Source organism: Holophagaceae bacterium (assembly GCA_016720465.1).
Taxonomy (GTDB): Bacteria; Acidobacteriota; Holophagae; order Holophagales; family Holophagaceae; genus JANXPB01.
In genome coordinates, this window is the sequence record JADKKO010000004.1 from 1,529,261 (window position 1) to 1,544,900 (window position 15,640).

Consider the following 15,640-nt stretch of genomic DNA (forward strand, 5'->3'; position numbering starts at 1 on the left):
TTGGGGCATGGTTTCTTTCCAATTCCGCGTTGGCCTGGCCGCATTGCTTAGCCTGGCCTGCGCCATGGGCTCCGCTCAACCGGCGCCGCCGATCTTCCCCCTGCCGGCCTACTTCCCTTTGCCGCCGGGGATGGAGGTGAAGGAGGGAAACCGGGAAGCCTGGCCCTACGATCAGGAGTCCTTCGATCTGCGCAACCCGGCGAATCTGAGTTTGGTGAAGGTGCCTGTCCAGGGCCGCACCTGGCGCTTCATCCTGCATTCCACCGAGGCCCGGCCGGTGGGTGCGCTGTCTTTGATGGCGCGCCACAAACCCATGCTGGAGGCGGCGGGCTGGATGTGGCAGTGGGAGGAGCGGGGCATCGCCAAACGTGTGGTGGGAGAGGCGGAAAGCTGGCTCCGCATCGCCCCCGCGGGGGGTGGGGAGCTGAAGGTGGTGCTGGTTGAGCGGGGGGCGCCTCGGGTGCTGGTGTTGCCGAGCCCAGGCCCCAAGCCGGAACTTCCATCCGGCAAGGAGGATTTTCCCTACCTGCCCCCCTGGCCGGGCGCGAAGCTCATCGCCAGCGCCGTGAGCCAGTCGCCGGTGGGGCTGAAGCTGCCGGACGGGAAGGAAACCATCGCCATGGCCAACTTCATCGATAAGGAATACAAATTGGCCGAGCCGCCCTCGGTGGCGGAATTCCTGGCTGCCTACCGCAGGGCGCTGGAGAGGTCCGGCTGGGAGATTGAAGGGGCCTTGCGCGGCTCGGTGCCCCAGATCCAAGCCAACTACATCAAATCGGGCCGCGACATCCGCGCGACGCTGCGGCTTTCGGGCGATGCCCAGGGCATTTCCGTGGCGGATGTCGGAGCCCAAGTCGCGCCACCTTCGAAGGAGAAATGAACATGGGTCCAGCGGAATTGATGCGCGCTCTGCAATTTGAAATGCCCGGCGACCCCAAGGAGGTCCTCCGGATGCGGCAGCTCCCCAGGCCCGAGCCGGGTCCGGGCGAAGTGCGCCTGGCGATGAAACTTCGTCCCATCAATCCGTCCGATGTGCTTCAGGTGAAGGGCGTCTATGGCCGGAAGCCACCTCTGCCGGCCATCGCCGGGCTCGAGGGACTGGGCCTGGTGGATGCAGTGGGGCAGGGGGTCACCGGCTATTCCATCGGCCAGCGCGTGGTGCCCCTGGGCCTCCAGGGGTCCTGGGCGGATTACGTGGTCACGACCGCCGACAATCTGATCGCCATCCCCGATGGCCTGTCCGATGAGGCAGCGGCCCAGGTCATCGTGAACCCTCTGACCGCCTGGATCATGGCCGTGGAGGAATTGAAACTCGGGGCAGGGGAGTGGCTCGTACAAACCGCCGCGGGATCCGTGGTGGGGCGGTGCCTCATCCAGATCGCCAAGCTGCGCGGCTACAAGACCCTGAATCTGGTGCGCCGGCCAGCGCAAGTGGCCGAGCTGCTGGCCGAGGGCGCCGACGAGGTGCTTTGCACCGAGGATCCGGCCTGGATGGACAAGGCCCAGGCGATCGTGGGGGCCAGGGGCGCGGCCGCAGGGGTGGATTCGGTGGGGGGCAGCCTGGGCGGGTCGGTGGCCATGCTGCTGAGGCGTGACGGGACCCTGATGGTCTACGGCGCCCTCTCCATGGATCCGCTCAAGGTGGCGGGCGGCCAGTTGATTTTCCGGACCCTGACCATCCGGGGGTTCTGGCTGACGGACTGGAAGATCCGGACGCCCAAGCCTGAACGCGACGCGATCATCAACGCGCTCCTGGAGGCCATGTCCAAAGGCCAGATTTCGCCTCCGGTGGAGGCGGTGTTCCCCTTGGCCGAGTTCCAGGCGGCCATCGAGAAGGCCGACGAACCCGGGCGCAGCGGCAAGGTTCTGCTCGCCAACTGAACTCCCACTGCTGGTCCCATTGGATACGATGGAGTTTTCCGGACGCTGCACATGACCGATTCGAATTCCGCCCCAGCCACGCGATCGGCCCTCAAGGATGAAGTCTTCCTGCGCATGGCCCAGGAATTGAGCCGCCTGGGCACCTGCTGCCGCCTGAAGGTCGGAACCGTCCTGCTGCGTCCCGATGGCGGCATCGCCGCGGCTGGATTCAACGGCGCCCTGCCGGGCATGCCGCACTGCACGCCCGAGACCTGCAATGAAACCACCCGCTGCCTCCACACCAGCCATGCGGAGGAAAACGCGCTCGGATTCTGCGATGGCCCCGTGGCCACGGCCTATGTCACCCACGAACCCTGCCTGACCTGCGCCCGCGCGCTGGTGCGGCGCGGCGTGCGGCGGGTGGTCTTCGCCAAGGCCTACACCAGCATCGGCGAGCAGGAGCGGAAAGAGCGCCAGGGTATCCTCGACCACTATCATGTGGCCTGGGAACAGTTGGTGATTTGATGCGCAGCGATGTTTCCCCCCTGGGATTGAAAACCGCCTGGGTGGTGGCGGTGGGCGTCGACGCGCTTCAGGTGTTCATTTTTCCCGCGACCATCGAAGGCGTTTTCTCGCCGGTCACTGTGGTCCTCGACATCATCGCCATGGGGGCGCTTTCTATGCTTGTTGGTTGGCACTGGGCCTTTATCCCGTCCATCGTGGCGGAACTGGTTCCCGGGCTGGAGCTGGCGCCCACCTGGACCATCGCCCTGGCCATCGCCACCCGGGGCGTGAACGCGAAGGTCCCGGCGGCCCCAGCATCCCCCATGAACGGAGCGCCGGCGCCCAAGGATGTCACACCCATGGACGAGGCCCACACCATCACTGTGGAGGCGAAGTCCAGCCCATCGGCCGGGGAGCCGGGCAAAAAGGATTGATCGTCCGGGCCGTCATCCGAAATGATGGGCGATGCTGTTGGCGTAGTAGCTCAGCAGGGGTTCTTTCGCCGGATCGGAAGCCAGGACGTCGCCCTCGGCGACCAGGATGCCCCGCAGGGTGAGCACCCGCAGGCCCATCTCGAAAATGCGCTGGAAATTCCCCCGGGCCATGTACAGGGGCAGGTTGCGTTCCGCGGCCCAGGCCATGGTTTCCAGGGTCTTCTGGCGGAGCGCCAACCGGCCCACGGATCGGTTATTCAATTGCACCCAGCTCCAGGCCACCACGGCCACGGGCGTGATGGGGACCTGGTTTCCGACGGCCTGCAGCAGCCTGTGCGCCACGCCATCCAGGACCGGCTTGCGCTCTTCCCACTCCATGCCCCAGATATCGGCGCCATCCGTGAGTTCTCCGATGCCGAGTGGCGGGCCGAAATTCGCGATGGCGTATCCAAAGCGGTAGAAACGGCCCAGGGCCCCCCTGAACATGAGGCCGGACAGCCAGAACGCCGAACGCCGCAGATTGACGTGGAGCCCGTGCTTGGGCAGGCCGCTCAGTTCGCGGACCAGCGCGCTGTCCTCCACCACGCGGTCGTAATTGATGCCCACGGGGATGAAGACGAGATCCTTCGCGTTGGCGCGGGCCATGTAGTCCAGCAGGCCCAGTTTCGGCGGCTGCAAGGCTCCATCGCGGCTGAGGCCGCCTTCCAGGAAGATGCCCTGGGTGATGCCCGCCTCCACCGCCCGCTGCACGTAGCGTTCCAGCACCGCGTGGTAGAGCGGATCCCGGAATTTCCGCCGCACGAAGAAGGACCCGAAACTCTTGAAGAGGCGCTCCAGGGGCCAGATGCGGGCCCATTCGCCCACGGCGTAGGAGATGGCCACGCGGTTCGCCAGCAGGAAGGCCACCAGCAGGTAGTCGGCGTTGCTGCGGTGGTTCATGACATAGACCACGGACGCGGTGCGGGGAATGCGGTTGAGCTCCGCCTCGGCGCTGCGGCCAATGCGCACACGATAGAAGGACCGCAACAATACCGATGCGGCCTTCTTGCCGAAGCGGTAGGCCGTGAGCAGGTTGAAATTCGGGATGATTTCGTCCAAATAGTCCGTCACGCGCATCCAGGCCTGGGCTTCTTCCGCGCCGGTCCGGACGCATTCCTCCCGCACCAGGGCCTGGAGTTTCGGGTCTTCCACCAGCTCGCGCTTCAGTTTCTGTTTCCGCGTGACGGTGACGGGATTCAAGTGGAACCCGAGCTCCCGCCGGGTGCGCACCGCGGCGCGGTAGACCCGCCGCCTGATCCACCGCCGCAACAGCCAGACGCCCATCAGCAGGCCGAGGCCGAGGCCGAAGATCACCCAGGGGTTTGGCAGGAGCATGCTGCAGTATCGCCGGAATCGCGGCCGAGGGACATCGCGGGTGGTGGGCTATCAGCAATCAGCTATGAGCAATCAGCTGATCTGGAAGCGCCTCCGGCGCGCCATGAGTAAAGTCGCGGCCTCCGGCCGCATCCCATGAAGCTCATAGCCCATAGCTCATGGCTCATAGCTCAAAGCCCATCCCTCATTCGTACCGCAGCGCGTCGATGGGATCGAGCTTGCTGGCCTTGGCGGCGGGGTACATTCCAAAAACCAGCCCGATGCCCGCGGGTACTGCGAAGGCCGAAACCACGGCCCAGAGCGGGATGCCACCCATCTGCCCGAACATCATCTTGCCCACGATCGCGCCGAGAGCGTAGCCCAGGAGGATGCCCACCGCCCCGCCGAAGACGCAGAGGATGGAGGCTTCGATCAGGAATTGCAGCAGGATGTCTTTCCGCTTCGCGCCCACGGCCTTGCGCACGCCGATCTCGCGGGTCCGCTCGGTGACGCTCACCAGCATGATGTTCATGATGCCGATGCCGCCCACCAGCAGGGCGATGGACACCATGCCCCCGGCCACCGCGGTGATGACATTGGTGATGCCGCCGATGATGCTGGTGATCTGTTTGGGGCTGAAAACCTTGAAACCCGAAGGCTCCTTGACCCTCAGGCCCTTGATGCGGCGCAGGGCGTCCTCCAGCATGTCCGCGCCGTCGTCGGCGGAGATCCTTGGATCCACGCGGGCCTGGAAAAAGAGTTGTCGACGCTGGGCGTCCGTGAGCTGGGCCATGCCGGTACTGAGCGGGATGACCACCATGTTGTCGGGGTCATTGCCCAGCGAGGAACCCTGCTCTTCGAGGATTCCGATGATTTCCAGGCTGAGCGAAGGTGTGCTGATGGTCTTGCCGATGGGATTGCCCTTGATGCCCAGCTTTTCGACCACATGGGGGCCCACCACCGCGATCTTGTTGCCCAGGCGGATATCCGAAGGCACGAAGTTGCGCCCCGTAGCCACATCGATGCTGTTGAGCTCCAGGTAGGTCTCATCGGTCATGATGATGCTCACCGTGGAGCTGCGGCCCTCGGACTTGACTTCGGACCCGGTGAAGAAGAGCGGCGTCATCTGCGTGATCTGCGGGACGGTCCTTTGAAGGGCGCGCATGTCCTCGATGGTCAGGTCCTTGTTCTTGATTTTGGTGAATTCCTCGTAGGGCATGTCCGTGGGAAAGACCGGCCGGACGAAGAGCGTCTGGCTGCCGGCCTTCTCGATCTGCTTGAGCACGCTGCTCTTGAGGCCCTGCACCAGGCTCACCACCAGGATCACGGCCGCGACGCCGATGATGATGCCGAGCGTTGTCAGGGCCGAACGCATCTTGTTGGCTTTGAGCGCGCGCACCGCCGCGGAGACGGGCTCCTGGACATTCATCGCTTCGCTTCCGAGCCGGCCTTGCGCTTTTTCGTAGCCTCTTCAAGCTCAGTGTCCGACTTGGCTTTGAGCTTCACGGAAGCCCGGTCTTTCAGGTCCTTCAACTTGCGGATGGGCCCCGTGAGCACCTTGTCGCCCTCATTCAAGCCGCTTTTGGCCTCGAAATACTGGGTGTTGGCGATGCCCGTCTGGACCACCTTTTCGGAGGCCTTGCCATCCTTCACCACCATGGCCACGCTGTGCGAGGCCGGGGCCAGGAGGCCCCGTTTCTGCGCCTCTTCCAGGGATTCGTCCCGTTCCAGAACGGCCTGCAAGGGAACCCGCAGCACGTTCTTAGCTTCACTGGTGAGGATGACCGCCCGGGCGCTCATACCGGGCCGAAGCTGGCCCACATCCTTGGCCAGCATGTCGACGGCCACTTTCACCTTGTACATGTTGGCGTTGGATCCGGTTCCCTCGCTGCCCGTGGCGACTTCGGCCACCTTGCCCTGGAAGACACGCCCCTGCAGCGATTCCACCGTGACCTGGGCCACCTGGCCGGTCCTGACCCGGACCACTTCGCTTTCATTGACCTTCACTTCCGCCACCAGCTCGTGCATGTCGGAAATGATCATGAGCGTAGCGCCTGGCAGGTTGCTCATGCCGGGGATGGCCATCTCGCCCTTCTCCGCCTTGAGGCTCGTGATCCGCCCATCGATCGGGGCCCGCAGGGTCGTCTTGCTCAGGTTGTCGCGCATGGACCCGAAGTTGGCTTCGCTTTGCGCAATGTTCGACCGGGCGCCCTGGTAGGTGAGCTCGGCGCTCTGTTTGGTGAGCTTGGCCTGCCGGAAGTCCTCATCGCTGATGAGCCCCTGCTTGAAAAGACTTTCCTGGCGGGCGAAGGTCTGCTCCGCCCGATCCTGGGCCGCCTTCAGCCGCTCGGCGTCCTTCTTCACGCCTTCCAGCGCCGCGGTGGCGCGGGCCATCTCCTGCTGGAGCCGGATCTGATCAATGGTCACCAGCAGGTCTCCAGCCTTCACTTCCTGCCCATCGACCACATGGATGGCCTTGATCTCGCCAGCCACGTTGGTGCCGACATTCACGCGGGTCTTGGCCTGGATTTCTCCCGAAGCGCTGATGGTTTCGCGGATGTCGCCTTTGGAGATCTTGTCCCAGGAGTAGGCGTCGGGGTCTTCCTTGCCCCCTCCTAACAGGACGCCAAGGACCAACAGCAGCGCCATCCCCAGGCCGATGCCCAGGATGAGTTTCGCTTTATTAGAGGCCATGTCATTTCGCCATCAGGACACGGAAGGCGACGCCGAGCAGCAAAGCCACCAGCGTGCAGACCACCGCTCCGGCTGGCTTCAGCTTGAGCAGGTAGCGGGCGCCCAGGAAGATCAGCACATATTGAAATATGATGAATGGATCGATCTGGCAGAACAGCGCGTACAACTTCGGGTTTTCCGGGTGCAGGTAGAACCCGACCGAGCTGGGCGAGAGCTTATCCGGCGTCAGGCCCCCGACGGGGCGGATGAGGCACATGACCGAGATCAGAAGGGTTTGCGGCAGCATGGCCAGGCTAGGCACCGTGGCGAGGGAAAGCGCCTGGACATAGCTGGGCTTCTGGTCCTCGGCCATTCCCTTCCCGATGAGCCAGTAGATGAACGCCATGAACGCCACGACGATGGGGACGCCAAAAAGGACTCCCAGGAGGCCGAAGGGAATCATGAACTTCTTCTGGAAGTCGATGATGGTATCGATCTGTTCGGCCGGAATCTTTGGATTGGCCTCCATGATCGGGCGCAGCATGGCGTCTGCGTCCACTTTCAGGCCCCAGATGACCGTCACGATGATGCTGACGACCATCACGGCGCCCAGCGCCCACGCCCAGCTCGGTGCCGCGCTCAGCTTCTTGAAGGTCTCCACGGGTTCCGTGAACACCCCGATGATCTGGTCCATCAGCCCCAGGGCCGGCGCCGGGGGAGGCGCAGGGGGAGCTTCGGGATTCACGTTGGATCCATACAGGGATTCGGATTCGCTCATTGGGTGCCTCCAGAAAGGGTGGCTTGAGTCTAGCGGAGGTTCTTTGGATTGTTCCCGGCCTTCGACGAGTGGAAGAAAACGACCGGTGATCGGTGGGGGATGGACGGCCGGGGTCTTGGCGGGGAGGCCGCTGATGGCAAGTGTGTCCGGATCCGTTGGAACGCCCGAAAGGTGATCGATATTACAGAAATTTAACGAGCTGATGCGCCACTGTTTAGTGTGTGATTAGAACCATCGTGGAGTTCAGCATTCATGCGCCGCATCGCCTTCATTCTCCTGCTACCGCTTGCCACGCTCACGGCTCCTGCCCAGGCCATGGGAGAGCCGGATGGATCCCGATCCACAGGCGTTGTGCCGCCTTTCCTTGGGAACCCGGCTCCGCCGTCCTGGCTTAGGGCCGCCAGCCACGCTGTCGCCCTGGTGGATACCCGCCATTATCTGTACGAGGCGTATGGTTCGGCTGATGCGGAAGATTCGCGCCTTTCCCAGTGGATTGTCCGGTATGTGATGCTGCCCGAGGGCAACGAGGCCTTCCGGGAACTTGAACAGGTCTTCCTTTTCGATGGCAATCCCAAGCGCAAGCCGAAGGAATTGAAGCCCAGCGAAGTCCTGGTGGAACCCCAGGACGCTACCTGGAAGAAGGTCAAGTACAAGCTGGTGGACCGCCGGGACCTGGTGGTGAAATAGCCTCGGGTTTGATCCGCGACAAGGCCAGCGCCGATACCAATCCCAGGATTCCCATCACGGGCCAGAGGACCCGGCCGCCCCAGGCATCCAGCATCCAGGTTCCGATCCATGGGCCCAGGCTGAAGGCCATGCTGAAGGTGAAGGTATAGAGCCCCATGTAGGCGCCTCGGCGGTCGGCTGGCGCGATGGAGGCCACATAGTCCGACATGCCCGGAAACAGGATCATTTCGCCGAAGGTCCAGACCACCACGGTCGCGATGACCGCAGCTGGCGCCTGGGCCGCCACCATGGCCCCAAAGCCGATGGCGTAGAGAAGGCTGCCCAGCATGAGCGTGCGGCGGTGGGGCCAGTGGGAGGTCGCCAGATTGAGCCGCACCTCCAGCAGCACGATGAGGAGCGTATTGATGGTGAACAAGGAACCGTAAAAACTTTCCGGCAGCGCGAGGTCGCGAACCAGAAAGATCGGCATGGGGCCTTCGTGCTGGAAGAAGACGACCACCACTGGAATGATCGCAAGGAGGAAGTAGGCCATCGCCGGGTCCCGCAGCGCCGACAACGGCGCCGGACTGGAACTTTTTTCCCGCTGGTGCGGATGGTTGCGCACCAGCAGCGCCAACACGGCCCAGGCCGCCAGCGTCGTGGCGCCATCCACCCAGAAGAGCCCGCGATAGGAGCGGGTGGCGATGAAGCCTCCCAGCGCCGGCCCCACGCTCATGCCCAGGTTGATGGCCAGCCGGTTGAGGCTGAACACCGCCTTGCGCAGTTCCGGGGGCGCCAGGTCCGCGAGGATGGACATGGACGCGGGCCGGAAGCCCTCGCTCACCAGGGCCCACAGCCCGATGAGCAGGAAAAAGCTAGGCACATCCCGGACGAGGGGCAGCGCCAGCATCAGCAGTCCCGAGAGCAGCAGGGAAGTCCGCATGACCATCAGCGGCCCGTGCCGGTCCGCCAGCCAGCCTCCCAACGGTGCGGCGACCATCGCGCCGAACCCGAACACGATGAAGCCCTGGCCGGCCTGGGATGCGCCGAGGCCCATCTGCTTCATCAGGTAGAGCGCGAGGAAAGGCAGGGCCATGGTCCCGGCCCGGTTGATGAAGGTGGCCACGGACAGCACCCACACCATGCGTGGCAGGCCGCCCAGGCCGCGCCAGGGATTCATGCAGGTGGATGCCGGGGGCTCATGGCGTTTCGCCGGTCGCCATGGGCTTGCCGCTCCGGCACCATTCGCTCCAGCTCCCCACATAGAGCGCTGCGCCCGGCAACCCGGCGTATTCCAGCGCAAGCAGCGTGTGGCAGGCCGTGATGCCCGATCCGCAATGGACCACCAGGTGGTCGGGGCGCAGATCCCCGAGCAGTTCCGAATAGAGGACGCGCAATTCGCCGGCGGACTTGAAATGGCCCTCGGCATCGAGGTTCTCGGTGTAGGGCAGGTTCAGGGCGCCAGGAATATGCCCCGCCACAGGGTCCAAGGGTTCTTCATCGCCTCGGTAGCGCGCCTTGGACCGCACATCCAGAACCTTCCACTCGCGATGTTTCGCGAGCTTTTCCACCACGTCGATATCCGCCGTGGGAAGAAGCCATGCGGTGGCCGGGTATTGGGAGCAAGGCTGGGCGACCGACACGCCGGTGCTGAGGTCCCAGCCTGCCTCCAGGGCTGCCTTCAGGCCGCCGTCCAGCACCTGGACTGGAGCATGGCCGATGGACTGCAACATCCACCAGGCCCGCGCGGCTGCATTGGCGCCGCCCTGGTTGTCGTAGACGACCACAGGGGTGTCCGGTGATATGCCAAGCAACCCAAGCGTGGTCCGCCATCTTTTCAAGGACGGCAGCGGATGCCGCCCACCCTTCGCCGGATCCGAATCCGGCTCCGAGGCGCCGCTCAAATGCACACCCACATCCACATGCAGCGCGTTGCGCAAGTGGCCTGCATCGAAGTCGGGCTTCGGACGCGCATCCAGCAGCACGGCGCCTTGGAGAACAGCCAGGTCCCTGGGTGAAATGAGCGGTGATGCCATGCTTTACTTTGCCATGGAGGGCCCCGATGAACGAAGAGGTGAAGGAGCGCATCCGGGACCACTGGAGCCGATGGGGCTGTTTCGTGACGCTCGGGCTCGTCGGCCTGGTGCTCTTGTTCGGCATCTGGAGGGTGAAGCGGGACAGCGCGCCGCTTGTGGGCGCCGATGTCCGCTCCGTGGCCTTCCTCGATGCCGAAGGCCGCCGCCATACCCTGGCGGAATACGCCGGAAAGGTTGTTGTGGTGGACGTTTGGGCCACCTGGTGTCCGCCTTGCCAGGCGAGCCTTCCGGAGCTGGCCAAGCTCCAATCCGAGGCGGACGGACGCTATGCAGTGCTGCCCATTTCCATCGACGATGGCGGGTTCAGGGATGTGGCCGCCTATTTGAGCCGCCACCCGATGCCGCTCAAAGCTTATGTGCCCTTGGATCGAGGCGCACTGGAACCCTTCGGCCCCATCAACGGGATACCAACCACGATCATCGTGGATGGAAACGGGAAGCTCCGTACGCGCTGGTCCGGCTACGGAGCGGGGCGCGCCGAATCCGAATTGAAGGCGGCGCTGGCCGGCTCCGCAAGTCCTCCAATGCGAAGATAGATCCATGGCCGCCGCCCTTGAAATCGCCATCCGCGCCCTTGGCGCCAGATTCACGAAGGACCCGGGAGAGGCCTGGCTCCGCTGGGGTCGCAACGCCCACTACGTGTCCCAAGGGATCGCCTGTCTTGAGCGAGCGGCGGGGCTGGGCAGCGCGGACGCCCATTTCGAACTGGGACTTTACTGCGAGGGGGGAGGCTACGGCATCGGTGTGCGGGAAAAAGCCATGGACCATTATCGCCATGCGGCGGAACTGGGCCACGCCGAAGCCACCTTCCGGATGGGCGAGATGCTGCGTTGGGGCATCGGCATCGCCGCGGATCCGGAGGCTGGACGCACCGCCACCCGCCGGGCCGCGGAAATGGGGTGGAAACCTGCCATGGAGTGGTTGGCGGGGGCCTACGAAAAGGGCGAAGGCATGGCGCCGGATGCCGAATTGGCGGCCTTCTGGCGTCGGCGCGCCGAAAAGCTCGAATCGGTGGGGCCTTCCCGGAGCGCGTTGCTGCCGCTGCCTTCCGAAGCATCGGGGGACCCGCTGGTCCGCCTCACCAGCGCCATCGCCGATGGCCTGGATGAATGGATGGGAGCAGCGGTCCACGGGAACTGGTTCCCCTGGTTCTTCTGGATCGTCATCGTCCCTTGCGGGCTGGCGGGATTCCTCGGGCTTCTCGGCGCGGCGCTGGCCTTCATCGGCTTTGCGACCTTCCTTTCCGCGCCGTGGGTCACCGCCGCTTTCCTGAGCATCGCGTTCGGAGTGCCCGGACTGCTCTTTTCCTACTTCTGGATGTCGAACCGGCGTGGCATGCATTGGAGCCTCCAAGGGCGCCGCCGCCAGGCCAAGGCCGAGCGGGGCGATCCCCAAGCCTGTTTCGAGCGCGGAATGGCCTTCCTGGGGGGCAGCGCCGAGACTCCGCGGGACGCGGCCGAGGCGCGCCGCTGGCTGCTCAAAGCCTCGGAGGGCGGCCATGCGGAAGCCATGCACCAGCTTGCGGGGCTCCTGCGTTTCGGCCACGGGGGGATGAAGGATTCTGTCCAGGCCGGGACTTGGCTGCAACAAGCCGCGCAGGCCGGCCACCAGGGCGCGATGAAGGCCTTGGAGGATCTGGCGGACCAAAAGGCAAAGAGCGATCAGGGATAGCCCCGGCCCTGCATTGAGATGATCCGCTCGATGGCCGCGACGAGGTGCGTGGCTCCGGTGTCGGCACCCAGGACCGGATGCTCCCCGGGCACCGCGTCGCCGATGCCGAGAAAGGGAATGTCCGCGGCCCTTGCGGCCTCGCGGTCATGGGGGCGGTCGCCCACGTACAGGTGCGGTCCCGCGCGATCCTGCACAGCCCTGCGGATGAGGTCCGCCCGGCTGCATCCGGGGAGGCTGCCCAACCGGTGGATCCGTCCGTCGATGCGGAGGACGCTGGCTTTGAACTCCAGGACCCGCGGCACATTGCCTGACACCAGCCAGACCGCATGGCCGCGTTCCATCAGGTGGTGCAGGCCTTCGATGATCCCCTGGAAGGCTGTGGGGAGTTGCCCTTCCGGATGGAAGGTGGCGCGGAAGCGGGCCAGGCAGTCCGCATCGAACGCTTCGTAGTCAGCGTCTGCGAGGCCGGTCCCGAAGCGGATGCGGTGCAGTTCATCGACGATCTCCCAATCCGTGGACCCGGCGCAGGCACGAAGTTCTTCAAGGGTCGGCGCGGTCCCCCACCGTTCTCCAAGAGTTTCCCTCAGCAGCGCGTAGCCGCCGCCGAAGGTGCCCAGGGTTCCATCCAGGTCGAAACAGAGCGGCATGCTACACGTTAGCAATGCGCACGGCCATCCGTGGGGGAATCGTGCCGGATCGCAATCCTCGCCTGGAATGTGGGGCCTTGCATCTGGCATCGTAGAGAGCAGGAGGCCGGATGGCTGCGATGAAAGCGATGCGGGCGGTCCAGGTCCTGCTGCTGCCGGGAATGATGGCCGTGTCGCTGCCGGCGCAGAAAACAGAATCCGTGGTGGCGCCCGCAGGGGCGCCGCAAGGGCCATCGGCGCCGGCGGGCGAACCTGCCAGGGCGCAAAAAAAACCTCCCCAGGATGCGCTCCCGAAAGGATCCGCCCTCCGCTACCACGTGAAGATGAGGATGCGCGGCGAGGATGCGGCCATGGAGACGGATTTCCTGCTGGTGCCCACGCCGGCGAGGCGCTCCAACAACAAGGTCCAGAAGCCGCGGCTCGGCGGCTGGAGGCTCGAAGCGGACCGCGCCGCGGGTACGCCCTTCGCCCAGACGATGCTGCTGGCCCGTGCCGAGCGCCTGATGTATTTCTCGGGGCCCGCGCCCTCTCTGAGGCCGGAACCCTATGGGCTCCGGTTCGGCGCGAGGACCTATCCGGTCTGGGAAGTGCCGGTGCCGGCCAATGTCCAGGGCTTCGCCAGCCTTCTGGAAATCGGAAAGAACACCCTGGTGCTCTGCGATGCCACGGTGAAGTTCGACACGGGCGAGGTCGCCACGCTGGAAGTGCATCTCGAAGCCTTCAACCTGAAGCCTGGCGCGGCTCCGCCCGAAGACGGCACGGCGCTCCTCAGCACGCTGCAACAGTGGTCCCGCGCGCCGCTGGAAGGGGCCGGACGCCTGGACGACGGCATCACGCGGACGCAAAACGTGGATTGAAGAGGCCGGAACCTCGCCCCTGATCAAACCCACCAGGCGGGAATCAGGCCGAGGATGGCCAGGATGATGAGCAGCACCAAGCTCCAGCGGCCCGCGCGGGGGTCCGAGAAGGAGCGCGCGTAGACGCCTTTGATCAGGTTGTTGCTGGACACGGCGATCAGGATCGCGGTCGAAGCCACATGGACCGGCGTGGAACCCGCGGCGGTCTGGGTCATGCCCATGATGAAGGGGTCCACATCCGACAGCCCCATGACGGCTGCCAGGGAATACACGCCGCCCGTCCCCAGATGGGTCACGGCGAGATGGGTGACGAGGAGCATGCCGAGGAAAATGGCGGCGAACAGGAAGGCCGCTTTCAACTCCAGGGGATTCCGCGCGGGTTCGATCTGGCTCGATTGTCCGCCTGCCTCGTCTTCCTGCCGGGACCAGATCCACGCGCAGAAGATCGCGGCCAGGCCCAGCAGGCCGAACGCCGGACCGAGCCTCAGGAACAGCTCCCGGTTGAACAACCCCACCAGCACAGCCAACCGCAGGTACATCATCCCCGATGCGGCGAGTATGCCGCCGGAGATGGCATGGGGGCGATGTCCGCCGGCGCCCTGCTTCGCCAGCACAACGGTGGTGACCGTGGATGAATAGGCGCCGCCCAGCAGCGCGGAAAGGAAAATGCCGCCGCGCCCTTCCAGCATTTTTTGCAGCACATAGCTGCCGTAGGAGACGGCGCTGACGGCCACCACCACCAGCCAGGTCTTGAAGGGATTGATCTGGAAGGAGGTGAATTCCCGGTCCGGCACCACCGGCAGGATCACCGCTGTCAGGAGCATGAACTTGGTGAAGGCGATGACTTCCATGGGGGCCAGCCGTTTCGCCATGCCTTCGAGCCCGGATTTCAGCTCCAGCAGGAAGAGATGGATGACCACCAGGGTGGTGGCGATCCAGAAATGCCCCTTGAACACCAGGGCGCCCACGAGATAGATCGCCAGCGCCGACATCTCCGTGGTGGTGCCGGCCTCATCTGTCTCGGAACGCTTGTGCCAGTAGGACACCATGCCGAAGCCGCCCACCACCGCGAAGCCCAGCACCAGGGGAAGGATCTGGCCGTTGGACAACAGGGCCAGGGCGTAGCCCAGGAGTCCGATGATGGGGAAGGTGCGGACTCCGCCGAAAACCCTGTGGCCTTCGACGCTCCGCTCTTCCCGGTCCAGCCCCACCAGGAACGACAGCAGCAGGACGAGGATGATCTTCGGACCTTCAGGCGGAATGAGTTGCAGAATGTCCTTGAACACAGGTCCGTCCGATCGCGATCACGCGTAGACAGGGTAGCGCTTCAAAAGAACGACAGGGCCGTCACTTTCTTGGAGGTGTTCGAGAAGCCCATGCCCGAGCCGCTGTTCTCCTGGGTTTCGCTTGCCACCACCAGCCGGCCGCCCAGCACCGCCAGATTGCGCGCCTCGCGGTTGCTGGCGGTGAAGCTGATGAGGAATTTCGAGGCCTTGATGGCCACCGCATGCTCGGTGCCCACGGGTATGCCATTGCCGTCGAGCCAGACCTTCAGCGTCTCCTTGCGGTCCTTGATCATGCTCTTCTCCTCAGCACCCACGGCCGGGTCCAGCTTGAAGGCCAGCAGCCGCGCCGGTTTTCCCATATAGGTGTCCGACCTGTCTTCCAGCAGCGAGGCGCCCTTGAGTTGCTGGAGCAGATGGTCGCCCTGGCTGAGGAAGGTGGCGGCGCTCAGCCCATTCAACGCGCTCAGGGAATCCAGGTTGGGCGTGGCGGCTTCCGGGTCCGTCGCCTTCAGTTGCGACTCCTTCCGGGCTCCCTGGATCTGGGAGGGGCTCCAGCCAAGGCGCAGTCCGCTGGGGCCGTCTTCGAGCTGCACCGTGCTGCGGGACTGCTTGATGCGGGCCTTCTTGCCCTCGCCCTCTTGCCTCCAATTCTGGATCTCCGCGGTGGCGCGGACGCTTCCGCTGCCCTGCAGCCTTGACAGGATGCCGCGCAGGTCCGCCAGGCCATCGGCCGCGCAGGGCAGGGCGGCCAGTACGAAAAGGACTGTCAATCTGGGCATGGAAGCCTCCTCATGTTCATGCGCATTCGGGCCCAG

Annotated in this window: 17 protein-coding genes; 8 read left to right on the forward strand and 9 right to left on the reverse strand. The window is 64.7% G+C overall.

Going from position 1 to position 15,640, the window contains the following annotated elements:
- The first annotated feature begins 7 nt into the window (after nt 1–7).
- From IPQ13_14025 to IPQ13_14040, 4 genes are read left to right on the forward strand one after another with little or no spacing between them, the layout of a single operon-like run.
- Nucleotides 8–880 (forward strand): hypothetical protein, encoded by an 873-nt coding sequence (locus IPQ13_14025; protein ID MBL0212008.1) that lies wholly within the window; start codon nt 8–10, stop codon nt 878–880.
- Nucleotides 877–1,881, forward strand: coding sequence for a zinc-dependent alcohol dehydrogenase family protein (locus tag IPQ13_14030; protein MBL0212009.1), 1,005 nt, complete (start codon nt 877–879; stop codon nt 1,879–1,881). Before IPQ13_14025 ends, IPQ13_14030 begins: the two co-directional genes overlap by 4 nt.
- A 51-nt stretch (nt 1,882–1,932) precedes the next feature.
- On the forward strand, nt 1,933–2,385 hold the full coding sequence (locus IPQ13_14035) for a cell division protein DedD (GenBank protein ID MBL0212010.1): 453 nt from the start codon (nt 1,933–1,935) through the stop codon (nt 2,383–2,385).
- On the forward strand, nt 2,385–2,798 hold the full coding sequence (locus IPQ13_14040; protein ID MBL0212011.1) for a hypothetical protein: 414 nt from the start codon (nt 2,385–2,387) through the stop codon (nt 2,796–2,798). Before IPQ13_14035 ends, IPQ13_14040 begins: the two co-directional genes overlap by 1 nt.
- 12 nt (nt 2,799–2,810) lie before the next feature.
- Here IPQ13_14040 and IPQ13_14045 read toward each other — a convergent pair whose 3' ends face one another.
- The 4 genes from IPQ13_14045 to IPQ13_14060 all read right to left on the reverse strand — a co-directional run bounded on the left by IPQ13_14045 (nt 2,811) and on the right by IPQ13_14060 (nt 7,602).
- Nucleotides 2,811–4,172 (reverse strand): 1-acyl-sn-glycerol-3-phosphate acyltransferase, encoded by a 1,362-nt coding sequence (locus tag IPQ13_14045; protein MBL0212012.1) that lies wholly within the window; start codon nt 4,170–4,172, stop codon nt 2,811–2,813.
- Nucleotides 4,173–4,356: 184 nt separating this feature from the next.
- Nucleotides 4,357–5,580, reverse strand: coding sequence for an ABC transporter permease (locus IPQ13_14050; GenBank protein MBL0212013.1), 1,224 nt, complete (start codon nt 5,578–5,580; stop codon nt 4,357–4,359).
- The gene (locus IPQ13_14055) at nt 5,577–6,845 is read right to left on the reverse strand and encodes an efflux RND transporter periplasmic adaptor subunit (protein MBL0212014.1); all 1,269 of its coding nucleotides are present in this window, start codon (nt 6,843–6,845) and stop codon (nt 5,577–5,579) included. The genes IPQ13_14050 and IPQ13_14055 overlap by 4 nt, the downstream gene beginning before the upstream one ends.
- Nucleotide 6,846: 1 nt before the next feature.
- Nucleotides 6,847–7,602: a YIP1 family protein gene (locus IPQ13_14060; GenBank protein ID MBL0212015.1), complete on the reverse strand. Its 756-nt coding sequence runs from the start codon at nt 7,600–7,602 to the stop codon at nt 6,847–6,849.
- A gap of 252 nt (nt 7,603–7,854) precedes the next feature.
- Here IPQ13_14060 and IPQ13_14065 point away from each other — a divergent pair, with 252 nt between their 5' ends.
- Nucleotides 7,855–8,289, forward strand: a complete 435-nt coding sequence (locus IPQ13_14065; GenBank protein ID MBL0212016.1) for a hypothetical protein — start codon at nt 7,855–7,857, stop codon at nt 8,287–8,289.
- Here IPQ13_14065 and IPQ13_14070 read toward each other — a convergent pair.
- Together IPQ13_14070 and IPQ13_14075 are read right to left on the reverse strand one after the other, a co-directional pair.
- Entirely contained in the window at nt 8,246–9,448 is a 1,203-nt protein-coding gene (locus IPQ13_14070) for an MFS transporter (GenBank protein MBL0212017.1), read from the reverse strand. The genes IPQ13_14065 and IPQ13_14070 overlap by 44 nt on opposite strands.
- 19 nt (nt 9,449–9,467) lie before the next feature.
- Entirely contained in the window at nt 9,468–10,304 is an 837-nt protein-coding gene (locus tag IPQ13_14075) for a sulfurtransferase (GenBank protein MBL0212018.1), read from the reverse strand.
- 26 nt (nt 10,305–10,330) lie between these two features.
- On the opposite strand from IPQ13_14075, the gene IPQ13_14080 reads away from it, so the two are divergent.
- Entirely contained in the window at nt 10,331–10,900 is a 570-nt protein-coding gene (locus IPQ13_14080; protein MBL0212019.1) for a TlpA family protein disulfide reductase, read from the forward strand.
- A gap of 4 nt (nt 10,901–10,904) precedes the next feature.
- Entirely contained in the window at nt 10,905–12,035 is a 1,131-nt protein-coding gene (locus IPQ13_14085; GenBank protein MBL0212020.1) for a sel1 repeat family protein, read from the forward strand.
- On the opposite strand, the gene IPQ13_14090 is transcribed toward IPQ13_14085, so the two are convergent.
- Nucleotides 12,026–12,682 carry an HAD hydrolase-like protein gene (locus tag IPQ13_14090; GenBank protein ID MBL0212021.1) on the reverse strand — a complete coding sequence of 219 codons (657 nt, stop codon included), beginning with the start codon at nt 12,680–12,682 and terminating at the stop codon, nt 12,026–12,028. The genes IPQ13_14085 and IPQ13_14090 overlap by 10 nt on opposite strands.
- Nucleotides 12,683–12,792: 110 nt before the next feature.
- Here IPQ13_14090 and IPQ13_14095 point away from each other — a divergent pair, with 110 nt between their 5' ends.
- Nucleotides 12,793–13,539, forward strand: a complete 747-nt coding sequence (locus IPQ13_14095; GenBank protein ID MBL0212022.1) for a hypothetical protein — start codon at nt 12,793–12,795, stop codon at nt 13,537–13,539.
- 23 nt (nt 13,540–13,562) lie between these two features.
- Here IPQ13_14095 and IPQ13_14100 read toward each other — a convergent pair whose 3' ends face one another.
- Together IPQ13_14100 and IPQ13_14105 are read right to left on the reverse strand one after the other, a co-directional pair.
- Nucleotides 13,563–14,813: an MgtC/SapB family protein gene (locus IPQ13_14100; protein ID MBL0212023.1), complete on the reverse strand. Its 1,251-nt coding sequence runs from the start codon at nt 14,811–14,813 to the stop codon at nt 13,563–13,565.
- Nucleotides 14,814–14,866: 53 nt separating this feature from the next.
- On the reverse strand, nt 14,867–15,604 hold the full coding sequence (locus tag IPQ13_14105; protein MBL0212024.1) for a hypothetical protein: 738 nt from the start codon (nt 15,602–15,604) through the stop codon (nt 14,867–14,869).
- Between the last annotated feature and the right edge of the window lie 36 nt (nt 15,605–15,640).